Annotated in this window: 26 protein-coding genes and 1 pseudogene; 11 read left to right on the top strand and 16 right to left on the bottom strand. The window is 64.7% G+C overall.

Going from position 1 to position 23,469, the window contains the following annotated elements; all coding sequences use genetic code 11:
* The first annotated feature begins 17 nt into the window (after positions 1-17).
* Positions 18-752 carry a polysaccharide deacetylase family protein gene (locus DPV74_RS11555; RefSeq protein WP_091924834.1) on the top strand — a complete coding sequence of 245 codons (735 nt, stop codon included), beginning with the start codon at positions 18-20 and terminating at the stop codon, positions 750-752.
* A 72-nt stretch (positions 753-824) separates the two neighbouring features.
* Here the strand turns inward: DPV74_RS11555 and DPV74_RS11550 are convergent, their stop codons facing one another.
* From DPV74_RS11550 to DPV74_RS11540, 3 genes are read right to left on the bottom strand one after another with little or no spacing between them, the layout of a single operon-like run.
* A complete protein-coding gene (locus DPV74_RS11550) occupies positions 825-1,763 on the bottom strand; it encodes an alpha/beta hydrolase (protein ID WP_119337198.1) in 939 nt (312 codons plus the stop codon).
* Positions 1,764-1,765: 2 nt separating this feature from the next.
* On the bottom strand, positions 1,766-2,650 hold the full coding sequence (locus DPV74_RS11545; RefSeq protein WP_119337197.1) for an alpha/beta fold hydrolase: 885 nt from the start codon (positions 2,648-2,650) through the stop codon (positions 1,766-1,768).
* A gap of 33 nt (positions 2,651-2,683) precedes the next feature.
* Positions 2,684-3,739, bottom strand: coding sequence for a sugar phosphate isomerase/epimerase (locus tag DPV74_RS11540; protein WP_059695217.1), 1,056 nt, complete (start codon positions 3,737-3,739; stop codon positions 2,684-2,686).
* A gap of 110 nt (positions 3,740-3,849) precedes the next feature.
* On the opposite strand from DPV74_RS11540, the gene DPV74_RS11535 reads away from it, so the two are divergent.
* The 5 genes and pseudogenes from DPV74_RS11535 (at position 3,850) to DPV74_RS11515 (ending at position 7,546) form a co-directional block, all read left to right on the top strand.
* Positions 3,850-4,455, top strand: coding sequence for a TetR/AcrR family transcriptional regulator (locus tag DPV74_RS11535; protein ID WP_027790077.1), 606 nt, complete (start codon positions 3,850-3,852; stop codon positions 4,453-4,455).
* A gap of 50 nt (positions 4,456-4,505) precedes the next feature.
* A pseudogene (locus DPV74_RS11530) lies at positions 4,506-4,734 on the top strand (hypothetical protein); the annotation flags it as partial.
* 236 nt (positions 4,735-4,970) lie between these two features.
* A complete protein-coding gene (locus DPV74_RS11525; RefSeq protein ID WP_119337196.1) occupies positions 4,971-5,948 on the top strand; it encodes a chromate resistance protein ChrB domain-containing protein in 978 nt (325 codons plus the stop codon).
* On the top strand, positions 5,945-7,123 hold the full coding sequence (locus DPV74_RS11520) for a chromate transporter (RefSeq protein WP_059695103.1): 1,179 nt from the start codon (positions 5,945-5,947) through the stop codon (positions 7,121-7,123). Before DPV74_RS11525 ends, DPV74_RS11520 begins: the two co-directional genes overlap by 4 nt.
* Positions 7,124-7,246: 123 nt before the next feature.
* Positions 7,247-7,546, top strand: coding sequence for a hypothetical protein (locus DPV74_RS11515; protein WP_119337195.1), 300 nt, complete (start codon positions 7,247-7,249; stop codon positions 7,544-7,546).
* 156 nt (positions 7,547-7,702) lie between these two features.
* On the opposite strand, the gene DPV74_RS11510 is transcribed toward DPV74_RS11515, so the two are convergent.
* The 13 genes from DPV74_RS11510 to DPV74_RS11450 all read right to left on the bottom strand — a co-directional run bounded on the left by DPV74_RS11510 (position 7,703) and on the right by DPV74_RS11450 (position 19,362).
* Positions 7,703-8,602 carry an MBL fold metallo-hydrolase gene (locus DPV74_RS11510; RefSeq protein ID WP_119337194.1) on the bottom strand — a complete coding sequence of 300 codons (900 nt, stop codon included), beginning with the start codon at positions 8,600-8,602 and terminating at the stop codon, positions 7,703-7,705.
* A gap of 15 nt (positions 8,603-8,617) precedes the next feature.
* Positions 8,618-8,716: a hypothetical protein gene (locus tag DPV74_RS11505; RefSeq protein WP_226113275.1), complete on the bottom strand. Its 99-nt coding sequence runs from the start codon at positions 8,714-8,716 to the stop codon at positions 8,618-8,620.
* Between the two features lie 164 nt (positions 8,717-8,880).
* The gene (locus DPV74_RS11500) at positions 8,881-9,174 is read right to left on the bottom strand and encodes a transposase domain-containing protein (protein WP_240439961.1); all 294 of its coding nucleotides are present in this window, start codon (positions 9,172-9,174) and stop codon (positions 8,881-8,883) included.
* 14 nt (positions 9,175-9,188) lie between these two features.
* Positions 9,189-10,100, bottom strand: a complete 912-nt coding sequence (locus DPV74_RS11495) for a LysR family transcriptional regulator (RefSeq protein ID WP_119337192.1) — start codon at positions 10,098-10,100, stop codon at positions 9,189-9,191.
* A gap of 129 nt (positions 10,101-10,229) precedes the next feature.
* Entirely contained in the window at positions 10,230-10,925 is a 696-nt protein-coding gene (locus DPV74_RS11490; RefSeq protein WP_119337191.1) for a membrane integrity-associated transporter subunit PqiC, read from the bottom strand.
* Positions 10,922-12,562: an intermembrane transport protein PqiB gene (locus tag DPV74_RS11485; protein ID WP_060349448.1), complete on the bottom strand. Its 1,641-nt coding sequence runs from the start codon at positions 12,560-12,562 to the stop codon at positions 10,922-10,924. Before DPV74_RS11485 ends, DPV74_RS11490 begins: the two co-directional genes overlap by 4 nt.
* Positions 12,555-13,196, bottom strand: coding sequence for a paraquat-inducible protein A (locus DPV74_RS11480; protein ID WP_119337190.1), 642 nt, complete (start codon positions 13,194-13,196; stop codon positions 12,555-12,557). Before DPV74_RS11480 ends, DPV74_RS11485 begins: the two co-directional genes overlap by 8 nt.
* Positions 13,193-13,834 (bottom strand): paraquat-inducible protein A, encoded by a 642-nt coding sequence (locus DPV74_RS11475; protein WP_119337189.1) that lies wholly within the window; start codon positions 13,832-13,834, stop codon positions 13,193-13,195. The genes DPV74_RS11480 and DPV74_RS11475 overlap by 4 nt, the downstream gene beginning before the upstream one ends.
* 97 nt (positions 13,835-13,931) lie before the next feature.
* A complete protein-coding gene (locus DPV74_RS11470) occupies positions 13,932-14,393 on the bottom strand; it encodes a MarR family winged helix-turn-helix transcriptional regulator (protein ID WP_240439960.1) in 462 nt (153 codons plus the stop codon).
* A gap of 8 nt (positions 14,394-14,401) precedes the next feature.
* The gene (locus DPV74_RS11465; protein ID WP_119337187.1) at positions 14,402-15,886 is read right to left on the bottom strand and encodes an MdtP family multidrug efflux transporter outer membrane subunit; all 1,485 of its coding nucleotides are present in this window, start codon (positions 15,884-15,886) and stop codon (positions 14,402-14,404) included.
* Entirely contained in the window at positions 15,883-17,979 is a 2,097-nt protein-coding gene (mdtO, locus tag DPV74_RS11460; protein WP_119337186.1) for a multidrug efflux transporter permease subunit MdtO, read from the bottom strand. Before mdtO ends, DPV74_RS11465 begins: the two co-directional genes overlap by 4 nt.
* Positions 17,980-17,986: 7 nt before the next feature.
* Positions 17,987-19,042, bottom strand: coding sequence for a multidrug transporter subunit MdtN (gene mdtN, locus DPV74_RS11455; RefSeq protein WP_059698777.1), 1,056 nt, complete (start codon positions 19,040-19,042; stop codon positions 17,987-17,989).
* A 14-nt stretch (positions 19,043-19,056) separates the two neighbouring features.
* A complete protein-coding gene (locus tag DPV74_RS11450; protein ID WP_226254148.1) occupies positions 19,057-19,362 on the bottom strand; it encodes a YtcA family lipoprotein in 306 nt (101 codons plus the stop codon).
* Positions 19,363-19,797: 435 nt separating this feature from the next.
* Here DPV74_RS11450 and DPV74_RS11445 point away from each other — a divergent pair, with 435 nt between their 5' ends.
* The 5 genes from DPV74_RS11445 to DPV74_RS11425 all read left to right on the top strand — a co-directional run bounded on the left by DPV74_RS11445 (position 19,798) and on the right by DPV74_RS11425 (position 23,446).
* On the top strand, positions 19,798-20,115 hold the full coding sequence (locus DPV74_RS11445) for a hypothetical protein (protein ID WP_119337185.1): 318 nt from the start codon (positions 19,798-19,800) through the stop codon (positions 20,113-20,115).
* Positions 20,048-21,289, top strand: coding sequence for a CdaR family transcriptional regulator (locus DPV74_RS11440; RefSeq protein ID WP_119337184.1), 1,242 nt, complete (start codon positions 20,048-20,050; stop codon positions 21,287-21,289). Before DPV74_RS11445 ends, DPV74_RS11440 begins: the two co-directional genes overlap by 68 nt.
* Before the next feature lie 64 nt (positions 21,290-21,353).
* The gene (locus DPV74_RS11435; protein WP_059698783.1) at positions 21,354-21,818 is read left to right on the top strand and encodes a hypothetical protein; all 465 of its coding nucleotides are present in this window, start codon (positions 21,354-21,356) and stop codon (positions 21,816-21,818) included.
* A 299-nt stretch (positions 21,819-22,117) separates the two neighbouring features.
* Positions 22,118-22,522: a DUF3331 domain-containing protein gene (locus DPV74_RS11430; protein WP_081066274.1), complete on the top strand. Its 405-nt coding sequence runs from the start codon at positions 22,118-22,120 to the stop codon at positions 22,520-22,522.
* A 120-nt stretch (positions 22,523-22,642) separates the two neighbouring features.
* The gene (locus DPV74_RS11425; RefSeq protein WP_119337183.1) at positions 22,643-23,446 is read left to right on the top strand and encodes an enoyl-CoA hydratase-related protein; all 804 of its coding nucleotides are present in this window, start codon (positions 22,643-22,645) and stop codon (positions 23,444-23,446) included.
* The last annotated feature ends 23 nt before the right edge of the window (positions 23,447-23,469 follow it).

Genomic DNA, 23,469 nt, shown 5'->3' with positions numbered 1-23,469 from the left:
GTTCCCGCGACCCGCTCATGCTGCTGTCCGCCACGCGCTACCCGATCCTGATGTATCACCAGATCCGCACGCTGCCGCCGCCGTCCGACCGGCTACGCAGCCTGAGCGTCGCCCCCGACGCGTTCCGCCGCCAGATGACGCTGTTCAGGCGGCTCGGCTACCGCGGCCTGAGCATGCGCGAACTGCAGCCGTACCTGCGCGGCGAGCGCAGCGGGAAGGTCTTCGGCATTTCGTTCGACGACGGCTTTCTCAACGTGCTCACGCATGCGATGCCCGTGCTGGACGAGCTCGGCTTCACCGCGACCTGCTACTTCGTCGCCGGCCGGTTCGGCGGCGAGAACGACTGGGATGCGGGCGCCGATACGGCGCGCTCGCCACTCATGACGTGCGCGGACATGCTCGCTTGGCGCGATCGCGGCCACGAAATCGGCTCGCATACGCTCGATCACGTCGCGCTGTCGCACGTGCCGGCCCACGTGTCGGAAGTCCAGATCATCGAATCGAAGCGGCGGCTCGAAGCGTTGAGCGGCCAGCCTGTCGAATCGTTCTGCTACCCGTACGGCGATCTCGATCCGCGCGTGCGCGACCAGGTCGCCGCCGCCGGCTACCGCAACGCGACGACGACCCGGCGCGGTTGCGCCGGGGCGTCCGACGATGCATTCCTGTTGCCGCGAGTTCCGGTGGCGGGCGGGGTCGGTGCGATGCGGCTTTGGTTCAAGTGTGTGAAGGCGCGGGTTCGGAGGCGCGGGTAGGTCGCGCTGGTCGACTGCCGCCGAACCCTACAACCCTCCACGCAGCTCGCGCCGCCCCCTTCGGCCATACGCTCACCGCTGGAAAGCCCTGCGCATCTGCGCGCCGGCCACGTCGAACACCTGGCGGGCTGCCGACGTCACGCCGGCCATATGGATGCACGCATGGATCATCCCCGGCAGCACGACGAAATCGGCCGCCACGCCGGCCTCCCGCAATCGCTCCGCATACGCGTGCGCGTCGTCGCGCACCGGATCGTACTCGCAGGCCAGCAACGTGGCCGGTGGCAAACCCTCGAGCGAAACCGCCTGCAGCGGCGACACGCAGGGTGACCGGCCGTCGGCCGGATCGGTCAGGTACATGTCGAAGCAATACCGCATGACATCTTGCGTCAGGTAGTAGCCCTGCCCGCAAGTCCGATAGGACGTCGTGCTCATCGACGCATCCAGCGGCGGATACAGCAACAGCTGATGCGCGATCGACGGGCCGCCCCGCCCACGTGCGACCAGACAGGCAGCCGCCGCAAGGTTTCCTCCCGCACTGTCGCCGCCGACGGCGATGCGCGCCGGGTCCAGCCCCAGGCCGGCCGCCTCGCGCGCCACCCAGTCCAGCGCATCGCAGAAATCCTCCAGCGGCACCGGAAACCGGTGCTCCGGCGCAAGCCGGTAATCGACAGACAGCACGACGCATTGCGTCGCGTTGGCCAGCGCGCGGCATGGATTGTCGTATAGCTCGAGCGTGCCGAGGCACCACCCGCCGCCGTGCGCATAAACGAGCGCCGGCCGGCGTGCCGCGCTTTCCGAAGCGACCGATGGCCAATAAGCCCGCACGCGAATCGGCTGCCCGTCGCGCGTGGGCACCGCGAAGGTTTCCGTATGGTCGACCGCCTCCAGCGGTCCATGCCAGCCCCGCAGTGTCGTATCGGTCGCCCGTCGCAATGCGTCCAGCGACGCAGGCGCCTCGGTCACGGCCAGTCGCTCCAGCAGTAATGCGATGTCGGTGTCGATCGGCATGTTCAGCGGCTCCGCTCCAGGAAAGGCAGCAGATGGCCGATGAATGCGTCGGGGGCCTCTTCCATGATGAAGTGGCCGCAAGCCGGGACCACCGCGCCCTGCAGATCGGTCGCGTTGTCGCGCATCGTGACCAGCGGCGCATCGCCGGTGGCATGTTCGGCACCGATGGCGAGCACCGGCATCGTCAGCTTGCGCTGCGCCCGCGACTGGTTCTGCCGGATCGTCTCCGGAATCGCACGGTAATAGGAGAAGCCGCCGCGCAAGCCGCCCGGTGCCGCATAGGCATCGATATACACATCGACGGCCACACGATCGCGCCGGAACGACCAGCGGTTGAACATGAACTCCAGATACGCCCGCTCACGGCCCGCAATCAGCGTCTCGGGCAGGTCGGCCAGCTGGTTGAACATGAAATGCCACAGGAAGATATTTTCTTCCGGCGGGGCGAAGATCGACGGCGCGGGCGCCAGCCCGGGGATCACCGCCTCCGTGAGCGCCAGCGACTTCACGGCGTCGGGCCGGTCGCTCGCCAGCGCATAGGCCACCCACATGCCGACGTCGTGGCCAGCCACCTGGTAAACATCGAAGCCGAGCTGCGCCATCACGCGATGCAACGTCGCCGCCGTGTGCCCCGTGTCGTAACCCGCATGCGGCCGGTCGGAATAGCCGGTACCTGGCGGATCGACCGCGACGGCCATGAAGCCGCGCGCGGCGAGCGCCTGCATCACGTGACGCCACGCGTACCAGGTTTGCGGCCATCCCGGAATCAGCAGGACCGGGGTACCGGCGCCGGCCGTGACGCAATGGATACGCTGGCCGTCGATGCGTACGTATTGGTGAGCAAAGCCTTGAGCGTCGGCAGACGACGACTGAAGTTGAGCGGACATATCGATGATTCCTGGCAGTGGGGGGGAAACGGCTCAAGCGATGCCGAGCATGTCGTGGATTTGCCGTTGATCGACCGCGGCACCGGCGAAGTCGTCGAAGATGCGCTCCGTCACCCGGATGATGTGGTCATTGATGAACGCGACGCCTTCGCGCGCGCCGTCCTCCTGATTCTTCAGGCAGCACTCCCATTCGAGGGTGGCCCATCCTGTGTAGTCGTACTGAGCAAATTTCGAAAAAATCGCCTTGAAGTCGACCTGACCGTCGCCAAGCGAACGGAAACGGCCGGCGCGCTCCAGCCACGAACTGTAGCCGCCGTAGATGCCCTGGCGCCCCGAAGGCAGGAACTCCGCGTCCTTCACATGGAACATGCGGATGTGGTCGCGGTAGATATCGATGTACGCCAGATAGTCCAGTTGCTGCAGCACGAAATGGCTGGGATCGAACAGCATCTTGCAGCGCGCGTGCTGGCCGACCAGCGCATGGAAGCGCTCGAAACTGACGCCGTCGTGCAGGTCTTCGCTGGGGTGAATCTCATAGCAGAGGTTGACGCCGTTTTCGTCGCACGCGTCGAGAATCGGCCGCCAGCGACGCGCCAGCTCGTCGAAGGCCGTCTCGATCAGGCCGGCGGGCCGTTGCGGGAACGGAAACAGGTAAGGCCACGCGAACGAGCCCGAAAAGGTGCCCATGTCGGTCAGCCCCAGGCGGCGTGAAGCCCGTGCCGCCAGCTCGAGCCGATCCAGCGCCCATGCGGTGCGCGCGGCCGGGTTGCCGCGCACGGCCTCGGGCGCGAAGTTGTCGCACATGGCGTCGTACGCCGGATGCACGGCAACCAGCTGCCCGAAGATATGCGTGGTCAGTTCGCTGATCTCCAGCCCATGTTCGGCCAGCATGCCCTTCATGTCATCGCAATAGGCCTGACTGTCCGCGGCGGTCTCCACGTCGAACAGCCGACCGTCCCACGCGGGAATCTGCAGCGCCTTGAAGCCGACGCCGGCCGCCCATCGCGCGATATTCGGCAGGCTGTCGAACGGCGCCGCATCGTCGGCGAACTGCGCGAGATGAAGACTGGGGCCCTTGAGAGTACGCATGATCGATTCCAATTGTTTGTCGATTGACAAAGAATAGAGTGCTGGAACGGCGCGTGTCAACACGGCGCGCGATAAAATCCGTGCACGATGTGACGACGGGCGAAAGGGATATGGCGGGACGACCGAGAGAATTTGATCGCGACATGGCGCTGAAACGCGCGATGCTTGCGTTCTGGCGGCGCGGCTACGAAGGCACGTCGATGTCCGACCTGGTCGAAGCGATGGGCATCGCGTCAGCGCGCATCTATGCCGCGTTCGGCAGCAAGGAAGCCCTGTTCCACGAGGCCGTGGCACTCTACGAGCAAGGCGAAGGCGGCTTCGCCGATCGTGCGCTCGGCGAGGAAACCGATGTCCGCGCGGCCGTCGAACGGATGCTGCGCGATGCCGTCGCCGCTTATACCAGGCGCGGCCAGCCGCACGGCTGCATGGTGGTGTCCGCCGCGACCAACTACTCGGCCGAAAACGAAGGTGTCATGGAATGGCTGGCCGCCCACCGGCGCGCACGCACGCAATCGATCGCCGAACGCTTGCAGCTCGCGGCCGAGCAGGGGCAGCTCGCGCGGGGCACCGACATCAAGGCGCTGGCCGATTTCTATGCGACTCAGTTGCACGGCATTTCCGTTCAATCCCGCGACGGGGTATCGAAAGAGCGCCTGCTCGCGTCCATCGGGCCGGCGATGATGCCGCTCGTGACGGCTGTGCGTGACGGCGCGTAACCCGGCCCGGTCAACCGACAGGACGGCTGTTCCAAGCTCGGGCAACGAACCACGAGCTCGTCGTCTTCAGGACAGATCTCCCCGACGATGCACTCCCTGTCGGCAAAGGACAGGTGATGGAGCACACCCTGAAAAACAATCGGGGAAGCGGAAGATATCGCGCCCGGCAAGCGCAAGCGCATGTCATTCAAGCTCACGCCTGGCCACGACGCGCTGATCTGCAACAAGCCGGGCCGCTATGAAGCGGGGATGCATACGGCACTTGTCGTGACGCCGTAGATCGTTCCGCCGGACCGAAATCCGGCCCGAAGCACCCGGGCGTCGTCCACCTCGTTCCGCATTACGCGATAACCCATCCCACGCTCACCCGAGCGAGGCGCAGCGCTTTCCTGGCGCGCCTCGTGCGAGCGGCTACCTGTCACACCCTGGCTACCCGCCGGGAGGGCGTGCGGGACTACACGCGATCGTTCAAATAAATTTTGTAGAAACAGCAACTGAGACGTAGACTTCGCTACATGAAATCTATTTCTACATGGTCGCTGCTTGTTCTGACCCTTCCGACGGAAAACGCGACGGCCCGCATGCGGTTCTGGCGCGCGCTCAAGGCGAAAGGCTGTGCGGTGCTGCGCGACGGCGTTTACCTGCTGCCCCACACCGAAGCGCATGAAGAGACGCTGCGTGAACTCGCGGGCGCGATTGCCGAGAGCGGCGGCGCAGCTCACCTGTTGCGCGCACCGAGTCTCGACCGGTCCCAGGAACAGGAATTCCGGGCGCTGTTCGACCGGGCCGACGATTACGCCACCTTCACGCGCGCGCTCGCCGACGTGCGCAAGACGCTTGACGGGCAATCAGCCGCCGAGCTCACTCGCCTGTTGCGTCGCGCGCGCAAGGATCTCGACGCCATCCGGGCGATCGACTATTTCCCGGGCGATTCGGCCACCCGCGCCGAAGTCGCCCTGCAGGATTTCGGTGCGCTGGTCGACACGGTGCTGTCGCCGGGCGAGCCGCATGCCGCGGACCGCGTCATTCGTCCGCTCGCGATCGGCGAGTACCAGGGCCGCGCCTGGGCGACGCGGCAGCGGATGTGGGTCGATCGCGTCGCCAGTGCGTGGCTGATCCGCCGGTTCATCGACGCGCAAGCGCGCTTCATCTGGCTCGCGTCGCCGGCGGATTGCCCGGCTGACGCGCTGGGCTTCGATTTCGACGGCGCGACTTTTACGCACGTGGGCGAGCGCGTGACATTCGAAGTTCTGCTGGCCAGCTTCGGACTCGACAAGGACCCGGCCCTGATGCGTCTCGGCGAGATCGTGCACGCGCTCGACGTGGGCGGTCCCGCCGCGCCTGAAGCAGCGGGCTTCGAGGCCGTGATGGCCGGCACGCGCCAACGGACGGAGAACGACGATCAGTTGCTCGAGCAGATGGGCGCCGTACTCGACTCCCTGTATGCGCACTTCACATCGGACGGCAAGAGCGAAACCCCGGCCAAATCATGACGACGACCATCGCCACGACCGAACCGACCTACTCGCTTGGCGAGCTGGTCGCCTACATGCTGCGTCTCGGTACGTTCGGTTTCGGCGGACCGGTCGCGCTCGCTGGCTATATGCGTCGCGACCTGGTCGAGCGACGCGGCTGGATAACCGAGGCCGACTACAAGGAAGGGCTCACGCTGGCCCAGCTCGCACCGGGACCGATGGCGGCCCAGCTCGCGATCTATCTCGGGTTCGTCCACTACCGCCTTCTCGGGGCGACACTCGTCGGGATCGCGTTCGTGCTGCCGTCGTTCCTGATGGTGCTCGCGCTCGGGTTCGCGTACGCGCATTTTGGCGGGCTGTCGTGGATGCAGGCCGTCTTCTACGGCGTCGGTGCCGCGGTGGTCGGCATCATCGCGATGAGCGCTTACAAGCTCACGACCAAGACCGTCGGCAACGACAAGCTCCTCTGGGCGATCTTCCTGACGCTGGCTGCCGTGACCTTCGTCACGGAATCGGAAATCGCATGGCTTTTCGTTGCCGCAGGCCTGATCGGCTGGCTGTGGCGCGCGCCGCCCAAGTGGCTGCAGCGGGGCGGGCTGAATGCGGTTGCCGCCGCCAACTTGCCGGCAGCCAGCGGACTATTGAGTGGCATCGACCTGCCGCAGCTCGTCCAGATCGGTGCGTTCTTCATGAAGGCCGGCGCGTTCGTGTTCGGCTCCGGACTCGCGATCGTGCCGTTCCTCTATGGCGGCGTCGTTACCGAACATCACTGGCTGAACGACAAGCAGTTCGTGGATGCCGTTGCAGTCGCGATGATCACGCCCGGTCCGGTCGTGATCACCGTCGGCTTCATCGGGTACCTCGTGGCGGGCCTGCCTGGCGCATGCGTCGCCGCGCTCGGCACATTCCTGCCGTGTTACCTGTTCACGGTCATTCCCGCGCCCTATGTGAAGAAGTATGGGCACCGTCCAGGCGTCAAGGCATTCGTCGATGGCATTACGGCTGCGGCAGTCGGCGCGATCACGGGCTCCGTCCTCGTCATCGCGAAGCGATCGATCGTCGACGTCCCGACCGCCCTGCTCGCCGTCACGACCGTGCTGCTGCTGTGGCGCTTCAAGAAGCTCCAGGAACCGGTGATCGTGACGGCGGCCGCCGTCATCGGACTCGTGGTTTTCCCGCTTCTCCGCCACTGACTCGCGTCACCGGGAAACGAACATGACGTACCAGGCCAGGACGTTGCCGTGCGATCGTCGTTCTCATGTTCGAGAAGACGACGCGAGCGACCGGGCAAGGAGCAGGCGATGCGAACGTGTTGCGTGATTGCGCTGGCGATCGCGCTGTCCGTCGCGCTGCCCGGTTGCGACAAGACTGCGCCCGCTCAGGGGGCCGGCGAGATCGTGACGCTCGAGCACGCGCCGGAAGCGGTGAGAGCAATGATCGAGCGTCAACGGCAAGGCGGCAATGTCGGCGTGATTCAACGGCGTGTGAAGAACGGCAAGGCACGTTATGTCGTCACCATCGTGCAGGGTGGCCAGGAGCAACGCCTGAGCCTGACCGAGGACGGGCGGCTCATCAGCAGCCGCCCCGCTGGCGACGACGAAGAGGACGACGACTGACCTCGACGCGGCCAAGCACCGTACCTTGTTCGCGCATCATGCCCACGATGCTGCGGCTGCCGGCCGGCTTCGGCCTTCAATGAACCACGCGTGCACGCGACCGCGTAGTGCCATCCGCTCACGGTCGACATGCGGTGCATTTCATCGGCGCCCTGCTCACCTTGCGTCGAAGTGAGCGTGCGGGTCAGCGGAAATGGCCTTGTCCGATTCCTCCAACGCCAGTTCGGCCGCAACGGCATTCGCCCCGGCCTTGATGAACACGTCGAGATCGGCCGTGGGCAGGAAGCGCTTCATGATCGCCTCCAGTTCGTCCTTTCCGGCATCGTCCAGACTGCGATTGCCGTTGGCGAGGCGGGCCACCGCCTCGCGATAGCACCCGATATAAGCACGCTGTGCGGCAATCATGTCGAGCGGCTTGCCCGCCTGACCGTGGCCCGTATGGAACAGTGCGATGTCGCCGGACCGACGTTCGAGCGCATCGAGGCTGCGCAGCCAGTCCGCCGTATGGCCGTCGTTCATGAAGGAATGGACGCCGTTGAACACCATGTCACCGACGAAGGCGACACGCTGGTGGTTTCCCACGGCCCAGACCAGATCCCAGTTCGATTCGCCAGGGCCGAACTCTCTTGCCTCGAACGGCACGCCATCGAAATGCAGCACGTCGCCGTCATGCACGAGGCGATTCGGGAAGGTGCGCCGCGCCGGCCAATCGTCGCCGAACACCGACTGCCACTGAACTGCCTTGGCATCGTCGATACGGCGCATCGCCTCGTCGACGCCCCGCGTCGTGATGACCGGCACATCATCAAGATCGCGGATCAGCTCGCCGATGCCGTTGTAGTGATCGGGATGCCCGTGCGTGATCAGCACCGCGAGCAAGGGTTTGCGCAATGCATCCAGCCGGTGACGCACCTCGCGCGCATCCGATACGGTCATCATGGCGTCGATGGCCACGACCCCGTTCGGCAATTCGACCAGAAAGGCGTTGGTGAGAAAGGTGCGTGCACCGGACGTGCACGTCACCACATTGATTTCAGGCCCGTTGAAATCGATCATTTGAAAGTGCTCTCGTCAAGAAGCTGTTGCTTTATATTGGTCGGACGCTCCGGCCCATACCGCGTATGCGGTTCCCAAAGGCAGGATCTTCAATGTGACGCTCATTCGCCACACGCTCGGCACGGCCGCCGCGATGGATATCGCGCCAGACAGTATCTTTGTGTCGCGCCCGGAACACAACTCCCGGTAATCCGGAAGCAAGAGCGATCGATCACGCCGCAAGCGGACTGGAGATGGCAAGCATGCGCGTTGCCTTCATTGGAAGCAGGCTGCAACGCTTAAGCTTCGGTCGATTCGTGAGGATTGGAGCGCATATTCCAGGGTAGTAGCCTGGTGTAACCGTCGACCGTCTGCGCGAGCGGGGGACATTGAAGCAACCGGATCAGATGGTTGCACGGGCCGATCCCGTTCGCCTTGCAGGTCTCGACGAGCGAGCAGAGGTTGGCGCTGGTGTGCCGATGCTGCGCCTGGTCAGAAAGTGGATGCGTGACACACGCGACCGGAGCGGGTCGGGCGTAACGCCGGTCGACCGCGGTGAAGCGCGGAATCCGGATACGCCGTCGTCTCGGCATCGAGCGACGTCGCATCAATTGCCGGAATCCTCGATCGCCTCTTCGAATACTGCCTTGAACCAATCGATGAAAGTACGCAGCTTGTTCGGCATATGGCGACTCGGGTAATACACGATGCTCACCGGCTTCGCTTCCGCAACGCTACCTCGCATGATCTCCGTGAGCGACCCGTCGTCAAGATACGAACGGAGCGCAAAGCGGTAGCCCGAGATGATGCCCAGCCCCGCTAACGCGCATGAAATGACCGCATCCGCGTCGTTCGCCATGACCCGGCTCCTCATCGCGACCGGCGCGGCCTTGCCGCCGACATGGATCTCCCAGGGTTTCAGTCCGGTCCCGTCATCCCATGCGGCTGCCACGGTCACATGGCCTTTCAGTTCTGCGAGCGTATGGGGTTCGCCGTAGCGTGCCAGATAGGCGGGCGACGCAACCATGATTCGATCGATCCATCCCACGCCCTTTGCGATCACGCTGTTCTCCCGCACGGTACCGATGTGGATCGTGCAATCAACCGCGTCCTTTGCGAAATCGAACGGGTTGTTGGAGATCGCCATCTCCACATCGAGTTTCGGGAATGCATCAAGCAACGACGGCAGCGCGGGAATCAGCACGCTCCTCGCAATCGCGGAGGACAGTCCGACCTTGATCCGCCCCTCCGGCGCGCGCCCGGCGCTTGCTGCCTCCGCGTTCATGTTGTCGATCTGTTCCAGCACGCGAACGCAGGCATCGTAGTAGGCACGGCCCTCTTCAGTCGGACTGACGGTGCGTGTGCTTCGATTCAGCAGGCGCACGTTGGCCTGCTTCTCGAGATACTGAACGAGGCGCGACACGGTGGCGGGCGCGAGATGCAGATGCCTGGCCGCTGCGGTGAAGCTCAAACAGTCGACCACGCGAACAAAGGCTTTCATCGCCACCAGGCGGTCCATAACGTCTTCCTTTTACGATTGCATCGCCCGGTGGATGGACGGTACCTTCATCACGTCATGGTCCCGTGCCACGCCTGCTTGTCGTCGATAGCCTGGGCAGACTGTGCGACGTCGGCCCGATAGCCGCGTTCATCGCGGCAAATTGAGGCAAGGCACAGTCGAAGCCAGTGACACGTTCGCTGCCCTGGATTGTCCCGATGCAGTCGCCTTCGTGAATCGAATACGCGATGCCTCCATCGCCTCGACACCTCCCGTGATCTGGCTCGCCAGTTCAGCAAGTGCACGCCGGTGACCGACCACGAGCGCGTCGTAGCCGTCGGCGACCGGTTCGGCGACGCTCGTGCGGCAGGTCATCAGTGCCTGCGTGCCGAGCGCGCGCACGCTCCACACGGCATCGACCGCCGCGCGTTTGCCCGGCCACGACTCGAAGCGCTGCACGTTCACGCTGATGCGATACACGGGCACGCCGGGCGGATAGGCGGAATTCGCGACGTCGATCGTGCCGAGGCGCGCGGCGAGATCGTCGGACAGCGCACGACGGATCTCGTCGGCGGGCGGCGACGCCCAGCGTTCCTGCTCGAGCACGTCGACCTGCGCGGCGTTCTTCTGCACGACGAGCTGGTTCCTCGCGACCTGTTCGGGCACGCCGACGGACGGCACCTCGATCAGGAACGCGGGGTTGGCCGGCGCGGTGCGCAGCGGCGCCGCGGCGTCGGCCGGGCTGAGCGTATAGAACCGCGCGGGCGGCGAGCTGCACGCGGCGAGCGCGAGCGCGGCGAGGGCAGCCGCAGCACCGCTCGCGAAACCGTTCACGCGTGTCGTCATGGTTGATCTCCTGGCTTGCCCTTGAGCAGTGATTCGGGGTGACGCTCGAGATAGTCGGCGAGCATGTTGAGCGACTGCAGCGTGTGCGTCAGCTCCTTCAGCGCGCCGCGCACGTCGGACTGCAGCGGCGAATCCTGCTGCAGCGTCGCCTCGGCGGCGGTGAAGGTCTGCTTCGCCGCCGACAATGTGTCGCGCGCCTGTGGCGCGACCTGCGTGTCGAGCTGCTTGAACAGCTTGTCGGCATTCGACAGCGCGCTGTTCAGGTTCGCGCCGATCTGGTCGAACGGCACCTTGTCGAGCTTCTTCGCGATGTCGGCCACCTGAGACTGCAGCTCGTCGAGCGTGTTCGCCACGGTCGGCAGTTCGACAGTCTCGTGACTGACATCGAGCTTCACGGCCGGCGCCGTCGGGAAGAAATCGAGTGCGACGTAGAGCTGACTCGTCAGCAGGTTTCCGGTGCGCAACTGGCCGCGCAGCCCGTGCTCGACGAGTCGCTGCAGGATCTGTCGACGTTCCGGTTCGCCCTTGCTGCGAATCGCGTCCCGGAAACTCTTGCCGAGCCGTTCCGGATACAGATTCATCGTCACCGGCATCTTGAAGTTCTTCGCCTTCGCGTCGTAGTCGATGCCGATGTTCGTCACTTCGCCGAGCACGATGCCGCGGAAGTCGACCGGCGCACCCACCGCGAGTCCGCGCAGCGACTGATTGAAGTTCATCACGACCGGCACGCGTTCGCCGTCGGGGTCGCGCATCGCCTGCCCCTCGTCCGATGCGAGCTGGAATACCGTGTCGTGCGCAGCCACTTCCCCGGGCGGTTGATCGGCCGGAGACTGGAACGCGATGCCGCCGAGAATCACCGTGGCAAGCGATTGCGTATTGAGCTTGAGCCCGCTCGAATCCAAGCGCAGATCGACGCCGCTCGCCTGCCACCAGCGCGAGTTCTCGTGAACGTACTGGTCGTACGGCGCGTTGACGAACACCGTGAACGTCACGCCCGTGCCGAGCTTGTCCAGCGAGAAGCCGACCACCTGCCCGACCTGCACGCGCCGGTAGTAGACGGGCGAGCCGATATCGACCGAGCCAAGCGAATCGCCGCGCAGCGTGTACTGCGTACCGCGCTGGTCGCCCGTCACGGCAGGCGGCGTATCGAGGCCCGTGAACGCGCGCTCGCGATCCTTCGAACGGCCCGCGTCGACGCCAATGTATGCGCCCGACAGCAGCGTGCCGAGGCCCGATACGCCGGTCGCGCCAATGCGCGGGCGCACGACCCAGAAGCGCGACCCCTTCACTGCGAAGTCTTCCGCTTCCTTCTTGAGCCTGACGTCGACCAGCACATGCGACAGATCCTTCGCAAGACGGATCGCGTCGACCGTGCCGACCTCGACATCCTTGTATTTCACCTGCGTCTTGCCGGGCTCGAGCCCTTCCGCATTGGCAAAGCGAATCGTGATTTCCGGGCCTCGTTCGCGCACCGACTTGACGACGAGACCGATGCCGATCAGCGCCGCAATCAGCGGCACGAGCCACACGAGCGACGGCAGCCAACCGGCGCGCTTCGCGACCGCCGGCTCGGCAATGGTCGGTGGTTGGCCGGCACCTGCATCGGAATCGCGGTGCGGGCCTTGCGGACTATTCATGGTGATTTCCAGAGATTTCAACGGGATCCCAGATCAGACGGGGATCGAACTGCAACGACGCAAGCATCGTCAGGATCACGACCGAGCCGAACGCCAGCGCGCCGGGACCGGCGGTGATGACGGCGAGCGACCGGAAGTGGACGAGCGCGACGGTGAGCGTCACGACGAAGATGTCAAGCATCGACCAGCGGCCGATGTGCTCGACGACCCGATAGAGCGTGGTGCGCTGCATCGGCCGCCAGGTGGAACGACACTGGGCGGTGATGACCAGGATCAGCAGTACGCAGAGCTTGAGCATCGGCACGAGAATGCTGGCGACGAACACGACCACCGCGAGCGGCCAGTCACCCGACACCCAGAAATAGACCACGCCGCTCATGATCGTGTCCGACTGCGAGCCGACGATCGACGACGTACGCATCATCGGGAGCAGATTGGCCGGGATGTACAGGATCACCGCCGCGAGCAGAAACGCCCAGGTGCGAGCGAGACTGTTCGGGAAGCGCGAGTGCAGCGTGCTGCCGCAGCGCGCACAATGGGCCGGCACCTCATGCCGATCGACGGCAAGCGCCTGAACCCGGCCGCAGACGTGGCAGCTCGCCATGCCTTCACGGGCAGCGGTAGTCGTCTTCATTGGATCGTCGCCTCGTCGCTAGCGTGGTTGTCGCCGCGCAGTTCGTCAGCCAGATCCCACAGTGCACGCGGATCGAACATCACGACGACGGTCAACATCAGCGTGAGCGCCGCGAACGCGAACAGCGCCGCTTCGGGCACCACCTGCGCAAGGCTCACCATCTTGACGATCGTGACGAGGATGCCGAGCATGAATACCTCGATCATCCCCCAAGGGCGCACCAACCCGATCGCGCGCAGCACCGTGCCGAAACCACGCGGAATGCGGCCGGCGCGCAGCGGCAGCATCACGTACAGCAGCGCTGCCATCTCGGTGAGCGGAAACAGCAGCGTCGCGCAGAACACCATCACGGCGACGATGCCCATGCCTTGATCCCACAGCGCCCGCACCGCGCCCAACAGCGTCGTCTGCACATGCATGCCGTTCACGTTCATCTCGAGGATCGGAAAACCCTGCGCGATCACGAACGTGATCAGCGCGGCCAGCGTGAGCGCGCACACGCGGTCGAGTCGCGACACGCCGCCTCGATAAAGCAGTTCATTGCAATGCGGGCAGCGCGCCTGCATGTTTCCGGCGAGCGGCCGCTTGTGCAGCAACGTGTCGCAGGTATGGCAAGCGATCAATGCAGTGCGGGACATGCGGCGGCACTCTCTCTACAGGTTGCGGGCCATGGGCCACGGATCGACGACGCGCGCATCGACGTCCGTCGGCATGGCGCAGTCGCGGCGTAACCGTTCATGCGTCGATCTCGCAAATGATTCGCCGGAGAAATCGTCTGAGAAACATCCGTTCCTCCTCCGACAACCGCCCCAGCACGATCCGCTCGGCCTCCTCGACGACGGGCGGAACCCGCTCCGCGATCTCTCGCCCCTTCGACGTAAGCGACAGATTCAGCGTGCGGCGGTCCCGGCCATCCCGACGCCGCACGATCAGCCCGCGACGTTCCAGATCCTGGGCAAGTCGTGTGAGGCGGCTTGTTCCGCAGCCGAGCGACTTCGCAAGCTCCTGGCATGACGTCGCTTCGCTGCGGGCGAGATGGGCAAGCGCGTTGCCCTGCGAGAACTGAACCCCGAGCGCCCTCAGCATCCTCTCGTTCAGCACGTTCCGAATCGAGATCTGAACGGCCATCATCGTGCGAAAGCCGTCGACCTCACGCGGCACGTCACGAACGGGCGATCGTAGTGACTGTTCGAACATGAGCGGCATTACCTCGGGTTGAGGACGACCGGTGCATCCGACCGGTAGCCGCCGCCGAGCGCCTTGGTCAGCGCGATGTCCTGACCGATCCGACGGCCGTCGAGATCGAGCAGCGCGACCCGCTCGAGAAGCACGGCCTGCTTCGCTTCCTCCGCCGTCAGGCGACTGCCCAGCCCACTGCGGTAGTGCGCGTCGGCGCTGTCCTGCGCAAACGTCACGGCCTGGATCTTCTGCGTCTGCAGCTTGGCTTCGGCGTCGAGGTCCTGCAGTTGGCTGCCCGTCGTGGCGACGTCCCGCACGGCGTTCAGGACCGACTGGTTGTATTGCAGGATCAGCAGGTCGCTCGCGTGACGCGCGTTCCCAAGGTTCGCATTGAGCCGGCCCCCGTCGAACACGGGCAGGTACAGCCCGGGCACGAGATTGATCTGCTGGCTCGCATGTGTGAACAGGTCGCCCAGATGCAGCGCGTTGACGCCGAAAAACGCCTTGATGTCGAAACTCGGATAGAACGCGGCCTTCGCCGCGTCGATCTTGTCGAACGACGCTTCGACGTACCAGCGCATCGCCTGCAAATCCGGGCGCCGCGCCAGCAGTTCATACGACAGCGTCGACGGCAGTGCCGACGGCGGCTGCGGCAACGGCACGGGCGAGATCTCCGGCAGATCCGTCGGCCCGGCGCCGAGCAGCGCGCGCAGCGCTTCACGCAACTGCACGATGCGCCCGCGAGCAGCCACCAGCTGCCGCTCCGTCGCCAGCTTCTGCGCGCGGGCGAGCTCCGCCTGCGTCTGCGGCTCGAGCCCGCGTGCGGCGCGCGCGGCGTGCGCCTCCATCGAGAACGCGGCCACGTCGCGCAATTGCTCCAGCAGGCCGACGAGGCGATAGGTCGTCTGAATGCCGTAGTAGAGCTGCGCGACGTCGGCGGAGACCTCCAGCTCGATCGCCGACGTCTCGACCACGCGCGCGTTGTGCATCCCCAGCGCGGCCTCGACCTGCGCACGCTGCTGGCCCCAGATATCGATATCGAGGCTTGCACTCAGGCCGACGATGCCTTCCGTGTACCACGGCCCGGTCGCACCCAGCAGCGGCTGATTGCCGGAATACGCGCCCAGGAAGCCGTTGCCCGACACGCGCTCCCGATCGACCGACCCGAGCGCACTCACCTGCAGGTTGGTCCCCGCCTTCACCAGATCGACGTCGGATTTGGCCTGCGATACGCGGGTGCGCGCGATCGCCATCGTCGGCGAATCGGCCAGCGCCCGACCGACCAGCGCGTCGAGCTGCGGATCGCCGTAGCGCGTCCACCAGCGCGCCGACGGCCAGCCGTCCCGCGCCAGGTGGATGTCGTCGGCGATGCGGATCCGATCCGGATCGAGTGTCGTCGTGGGCTTGGTGTCGTGACGAATCAGCGCACATGCGGACAGCCCGCACAGCAGCACCGCGGCGGTTATGCGGCGCAACGACGAACAGGAAGGTCGAATCAACGAATCGGTCATGCTTGGGAAGCTCGGGAAGTCAATACTGAAGCGACGGGTTCTGGCGCCCAGGCGGGCAGCCCTGCTATCTGGCCGGCGAGATCGCCGGCGCGGGTCAGCAGCCGGTCGTACGCCGTCTGCGACGCGTCGCCCCGTCGGGCGGACAGATCCTCCGTGCAGCGCTCCGACAGCGTTGCGATCGATGCACGTGGTGGCGCGTCGATCGTCAACGGGTGCTCGACCAGCGCGTCGGCATAACTGTCCAGCGCACCGGCCAGCTCGGCCTGGAACGCCGCCGTCGCGACGGCAACCTCGGCCGGCAGGTGCTGTGCGTCCCGCTCCGCGCCGAACGCATCGGTCGCCAACAGGATTTCCCGCGTATGCGCAAGCAGCGTCTGCACGCGCAAGGTCAGGCCTTCGTGCTCGCCGTCCGCCATCTGCCAGCCCGGCTCGAGCGCGACACGCGCCGACATCGCCTCGCTGTCGCCCAGTTCGGCCCACAGCCCGACCGGCACCGGCCCGGTCGTGTCCGGGCGAAGTTGCATGCCGATCCGGCGCAGCAGCTTCGCTGCGCGCTGACGCAGCGCCTCGCCCTCGGCCTCCGGCCATAGAAACGCATGAGCGACCGCGGACACGACGACGCCGAGCACGATGCCGATCATCCGGTCGCGGATTTCAGTGAGATTGGTGGTCGGGCCAAAGTGCTCGAGCACGGCCAGCGAGAACGTAAACATGATTTGCGTACCCGCGTAACTGATACGCTCCGAGCCCGCCGATACCCACGCGGCCAGCGCGATCACCGGCAGCGTCATCATCAGCAAGCCGACGATGCCGTCCAGATGCGGCATGACCCAGACGACCATCGCGAGCGCCAGCATGCTGCCGACCGCCGCGCCGCCGATCCGCAGCACGGCACGCTGCGCGGATGCGCCGAGGCTCGGTTGCGCGACGATCAGGCAGGTCAGCATCATCGTATGGATGCCTTGCCAGTCGGTCGCGACGTAGAAAACGTAGCTGCACATGGCCGCCATAAGCGTCTTCAGTGCGAACTGCGCGTAGACCGGGTTGGTGACGGCATCCGGCACCAGCATGCGCTCCTTCTCGGCCCTGGACTGAGCGTCGGGCGGGGCGGCCGACCGGTCCGAGAACGTCAGCAAGGCGTCGCGCATTTCCGCCAGCGCGCCCGGCAACCCTTCCGCCGCCAGTCCGGCCAGCGCGTCCGGCGCGACAAAACGGGCGTCCGTGCCGGCCGCGTCGGCCAGGCGCCGGACGGCGTCGCGCAGCACCGGAAGCGCATCGGCCGTCGACCCCGTGGCGGAGCCCGGCAGATGGCCCGCCGCCGCGTACAGGCGCGACACCGTCGCCACGCGGGCGAGATGCAATGCCTGGCTCGCGCGATACGCGGGGTCGCGCATCGTCGCAAAGCGGAGCAGTTTCTGCAGCGTCAGCGCACCGGCCTGGATGTCGCGTGCCGTCGGGCCACCCTCCGTCGGTGCGCGCTGCTCGAGCGCGGCCAGGCGTGCGTCGACGGCATTGAGTTGCCCGCACAGGGCCGCATGGAGCTGACGCACCGGTTCCGCCGGCAGGAACAGCGTATTGATCAGGAGCGTAACCGCGATCGCATAGTTGACCGCGACCCATACCCAAAGCACGGCGCGCACCAGCAGTTCGGCCTGGTCGGTCTGGTCGACGAAGGTCTGCGAGTAAATGACCACGATGGCGACGATGAAGAACACCACGCCGATCTTCGCGACCCGCATCATGTAGACGCTGAAGAAAAACAGCGCACCTGCCAGCAGTATCCGCAACAGCGGATAGTCGTAGGTGAACTTGAACACCAGGATCGAACTGCCGACGGCGAGTGTCGAACCGACGACGAACAGGACGCCGATCAGGCGCGTCACCACGACGTTCGCCTGCGTCACGAAGAACACCACGATCAGCGACACCGCCAGCAACGGCACCTCCAGCGCCATCGACGCAACGATGACGATTGCGCTGGCGAGCACGCAGCGCAGCATCACGTTCATGCGCCCCGGGTACGAACGAATCTCTCCGCCGATGAAGCCCGCGAAGCGCTGCAGACGGCTCGGCGAGAATTGCGCGGTGCTCATGCCGCGCTCACCGTGCCGTGTCGTGCGCAGCAGCGTCGCGCCTGAGCGTCGCGACCGCCGAGGTGCCGACCCGGAACAGGTTCGGATCCGGGTCGCGCACCGCGATCTTGACCGGGAAACGCTGCGACACATGCACCCAGTTGATGCTGCGCGCCACGCGCGGCAGCCCGTCCAGCACCACGCCGCCGTCGTCGGGCAGCACGCCGTAGCTGATCGAATCGATCGTGCCGCCGAAGCGCTTGCCGGTGTCGCTGGTCAGATAGACCGTGGCCGGCATTCCTGCGCGCACGCCTTTCAGATCAGTTTCGCGAAAATTCGCCACCACGTACCAATGACGCGTGTCGATCAGCGTAAAGACCGGCTTGAGCGCGGAAGCGAACTGGCCGACCGTCGTGCGCAAAGAAGCCACCCGTCCGTCGAACGGTGCACGAACTTCGGTGTACTCGAGATTCAGTTCGGCGATCGCGATCTGCGCCTCGACTTCCGCACGCTGCGCGACCAGCGCGTCCACGCCGCTCACCGCCGCGGATGCCTGCTGCGCCTGAAGCATCGCCGCGTTCAGTTCCGCCTGCGCCGCGCGCTGCGCGGTTCGCGCCCGGTCGACGTCCTCCGCCGACGTGTAGCCCGGCGCGAGCAGCGGCTCCATCCGGTGCAGCGTGTCGGCTGCCTGCGCAGCCTGCGCGCGCGAGCGTTCGACCGCCGCCTTGACGGAATCCGCGTTGTACTGCTGCGCATTGACCGTGCGTTGCGTCAGCCCGATCTGCTTGTCGAGCGTCACCAGCCGTGCGCGCGCCTGGTTCAGCGCGTCCTGGTACGGCCGGGGATCGATCCGGAACAGCAGGTCGCCCTGCTTCACCGTCTGGTTGTCGCGCACCGGCATCTCGACGATCTTGCCGTTGACTTCCGGCACGACGTTGATCGTGTCCGCGTAGACGTATGCGTCGTCGGTCGTCGGCGACTGGTCGAGACGCCACACGACAACGCCGAGCAGCACCAGCGCGGCAATCACGATGAGCCATGCAGGCAGGGACTTTTTGCGCGATGCGCCGGAAGCGTCGGACATAACGGTACGCGAGATCAGTGGGGAAAGAAAAGCAGCCAGAACGCCATCGCGAGCGCTGCGGCGAGCGCGGGATAGCTGATCGCCAGCGGCGCGAGCAGCGCGCGCTTGCCGCGCTTGCCCAGCACGACGTGAACGACCGTCGTCCCGAGCACGCCGCCGACGATGCAGAACAGCCAGTCCGGAAACGCTGCGCCGAATACGGCGACCGACGGCGCGGCTGCACATCCTTCGAGCAGCAGGCTGGCCGCGATCGAAGCAAAACTCAGGGCGATAGACAGACGCATCGGCAAATGACTCAAGGCAACGGGCGAAAGCGGCATGACGACATGACGCAAGATTGATTCGACGATCGAACGAACGCGGCGGACGGAAGCCCGGACGGACGCGCAATGACCGGAGCCGGATGCCTTTCGTCTGTTTGAGCGGGAGTCCTTACCGGGCCCGGCACGCGCAGTGTGCGATTCGGCTGTTGATGGTAATCGCGGTAATCGGCCGATGAAATGGTGAAACATCATATTGCGATTGTGGTCTTTCACAATACTGTGATTTCACACAAATCCCTTTGTGGATAATCACAACGCCTCGACCATCTCTCATCTGCAAAACTCGCGGCACGCCCTTCACACAAGGATCGACGGGCCTTCACTCGCCCGCCGCGCCGTAGCATATAAATTTTGCAATCCAGATATTTACGTTGACTTTGCGTACCGCTCTTGATTATAAGAACGTCAATTCGAAATTGAGACAACGTGGTGATGGAGATATTCGACGCACTTCATCTCGCGCTGCCGCAGTTCGCGTTCACGGTCTCCATCCACGTCACCTTCCCGGCCAACTGCATCGGCATGGCCGGCTTCACGGCGCACAAACACACTTGCCCTGTTCCCACCCTGTTTCGTAATCCTTTGTTTAGTTGGTTCAGCAGCACGATCGCCCCGCACGTACCGCTCACGCATATCGGAGCACTGCCCGATTGCTCGGGGCCTTCGCCAGGAGTCAAATCGTATGACAATTTCCATCCCCGACATTTCCCCGGCCTTGCGCCGGTGGACCGCCAACGTCGCCGAAAATAACGCCGCATTCGTTGAACGTGTGTACAAGGCGTTGATGAACATCAAGCCCTATGCCGACCTCGATTCGACGACAAAGCTCGATATCCGGGACTCGATCGTCCTGTCGTCGAAACTCTGGCTCGACAGCCTCATGTCGGGCAAGATGCCGTCCGAGGATGCGCTTGAAGGGTTCCGGGCATACGGACGCCGACGCGTCTATCAGGGTGTTCCGCTCGAAGCACTGCTCCGCGCATTCCGGCTCGGATCCCGCGAACTGTGGTGCTTCTATATCGGAGTGGCCGAGAACGACGGCGCGCTTCGCAACGAACTCCTGCTTCGAATCTCCCCTTATCTGCTGGAGTTCTTCGACAACATGTCGCAGGAAATCGCGCAGACCTTTCTGGAGGAGCAGTACAGGCAGGCGCGCTGGCGCGAATCGCTGCGCTATCAGCTGCACGGCATCATCTTCAATTTCCCCGACGATACCGATGCGTTCAATAAAACGGCGGCGGCGCTACGCCTCGACGTGACAATCCCGAGAGTGGCTTTGGCCATCGACGTCGAATCGATCGACAGCAATTCGGCCACCTTCAAGACCGAGATCGACCGCATCGTTGCGGCTGCCGCCCGGCGCCTCAGAGTCCCTGTCGACGATATTTTCGACATCTGGTTTCGCGGGCAGTTGCTCATGTGGATACCGGAGCGCTTCGGAGAGACGACCGGTGCGAACGATAGTCAGATGGCCAGGCAAATCGCATCGATCGCGGACACGTTGCCCGAAGTCAGGGCGATCGGCGTCGGTCTGCCGGGCGAAGGTGCATCGGGCTGGGCCATGTCGGCCGACGAAGCGAGCCGGGCGCTCAGCTTCGGCCGAAGCCATCTCGACGAGGCGCGCGTGCGCCTCTATTCCGAGATCGCGGTCGAGGAGAGCATACGTGGCACGAAACGCACGCTGACTTACCTCACGTCCCTGGTCGAACAACTGGCGGGCGAACCCGATCTGCTCGAAACCCTTCGAACTTACTTCGACCAGCTGCAGCGACGAAAGGCAACCGCGAGCGTGTTGGGCATCCATCCGAACACGCTCAACTATCGCCTCGAACGCATCGAGAACATCGTCGGGGCACGCCTCGACGACGCCGGCTGGATCTCGAAGCTCGATATCGCGATCAAGCTGCGCGGCGCGGCCAGGTGACGAAAGCATCAAGCGATGCGCGACACCATTTTTTCATTCTCCCCCTCCGTACTCGAATATCTCCATGGAAAGCTGGACGATCGGCATTCTTCTCGGCATGGCCAACATTCTGCTTCACGCAGCGGCGATGGTATGGCTCGCTGTCGTCGCGCGTCGACTTCGCGGCGTGCTCGACATGCAGCGCGATACCATTCATGTGCAACTGCGCAAACTCGTCGTCATCGTTGCCTTCATCTGCATCGCGCTCGGCCTGCTTCATACGCTGGAGTCGGCTCTGTGGGCCGTCGTGTTCGTTCAACTCAAGGCACTGAACTCGTTCGGCGACGCACTGTTCTTCTCGATCGACACCATGGCGACACGCGGCGCGTCGGGCCTTTCCTTGACGGAAAACTGGCGGATGCTCGGTGCGATCGAATCGTCTGACGGCGTACTCCTGTTCGGCATGTCCACCGCCTTCATATTCGCCGTGATTCAGGCCGATTTCACAGCGATAGCGCACGCGCTGCATCGCTCCCCCTCTTCCCGATAGTCCCCGCACACCGGATACCGGCCCGCGAGTCGGTATCGACCCTTACGGAGCGCCGTGCGCCGCACGGCCATCCGCCATCTGCGCCACGCTTCGCGCAGTCGCGACATTCTCCTGATTATTCATGCCTGGCGAGCGACCGGCCCTCCGCGGCCGGCATTCGTTCGTCGATCGCATGTGAATTGGAAAAAGAGCTAACTCCGTTGTGAGATCCCACATATGCATCGGATCAGCGTCACCTTAAGATCGATCTTAGTCAGCACCACTTACTTGAATGAACCGCGGTAAGAGGAGTCGCATGGATGGATAGTGGCGTACCCGGTAACGCGATCTGGACACACACGGTTGGCATGCTCGACGGCGGTAACCGGCGTAGCGACCACTCGTCGTCTTCCGCCGCCGTCGGCGGGCGAAGTCGTCATCCGGATGAAGCGACGTCTGCCCCCACCGTCCGCATATTGGGCCGCAAAAGCGACTCGACCATCTACGTATCCTGGCGCGATCCAACCGCGTGCCACTACGGTGACCAGATGTGGAAGCTCCGTATCGCCAAAGTGCCCGGCACTTGTGCGCTGTCGCACTGCACCATCCACGTCGGTGACCTCGTCTATCGGCCGATTCACGCGCGGTTGCAATCGAAACCCGTCAACCGACATTTCATGATCCTGGCCTCCGCGGTCGAGCACACCCGGATCCAGGACCTCTGACCCTCTTCTTCCACCCGTTTCTCGGCGCCGCAAGACGCCACCACGAGACGATTCGTTCGCCTCTTCCGATTACCGCAGGCCAGGAATCATCGCGTGCCTTCTTCTGGAGAAATCCGTTCCATGCCCAATAGCCTGTCACTTCCAATTTTCAGCACACTGCTCTACGAAAAGAAGGCGTCGGTCGCCTATGTGACATTGAACCGTCCCGACGTGATGAACGCGTTGAACCAACGGGCGATCGAGGAACTGCATGCGGCATTCACGGATGCGCGTAACGATGCATCGATTCGCGGCGTCATCCTCACCGGTGCAGGCAACCGTGCCTTCATCGCCGGCGCCGATATCGGCGAACTGGCCAATGCCACGCCTGTCGAGGCCGAGCAGCGCACACGTGCCGGGCAGGCGCTGCTCGACTTCATCGAACGTCTCGGCAAGCCCGTCATCGCCGCGGTGAACGGCCTCGCGCTCGGCGGCGGATGCGAGACCGCGCTGGCTTGCACGATCCGGCTCGCGAGTCCCGGCGCGAAGTTCGGCCAACCCGAGGTCCGGCTCGGGCTCATTCCCGGTTTCGGCGGTACCCAGCGACTGCCGCGCCTCGTCGGCAAGGGTATCGCGCTGCAACTCATCCTCACCGGAGAAATGGTGTCGGCAGAAGAGGCATATCGGATCGGCTTGGTGAATGAAGTCGTGGCAGCCGACCAGCTGATTGCCCGCGCAGAGACGATCCTGGCGCAAATCGCCGCCAATGGGCCACTGGCCGTCGCGTATGCGATGGACGCCGCCCACCTCGGTTTGAATGCGGCGATGCCGGAAGGACTGGCGCTGGAAGGAAAACTGTTTGCGCTGTGCGCCGCGACCGACGACAAAAAAGAGGGCACCACGGCCTTTCTCGAGAAGCGCGCGCCTGTATTTCACGGGCGCTGACCCGCACCGGCACCTTCGCCCGG

Source organism: Burkholderia sp. HAN2018 (assembly GCF_024704855.1).
Lineage (GTDB): Bacteria > Pseudomonadota > Gammaproteobacteria > Burkholderiales > Burkholderiaceae > Burkholderia > Burkholderia cepacia.
The sequence above is the reverse complement of the archived record's forward strand: the minus strand, read 5'-3'. Positions and strand labels throughout refer to the sequence as shown.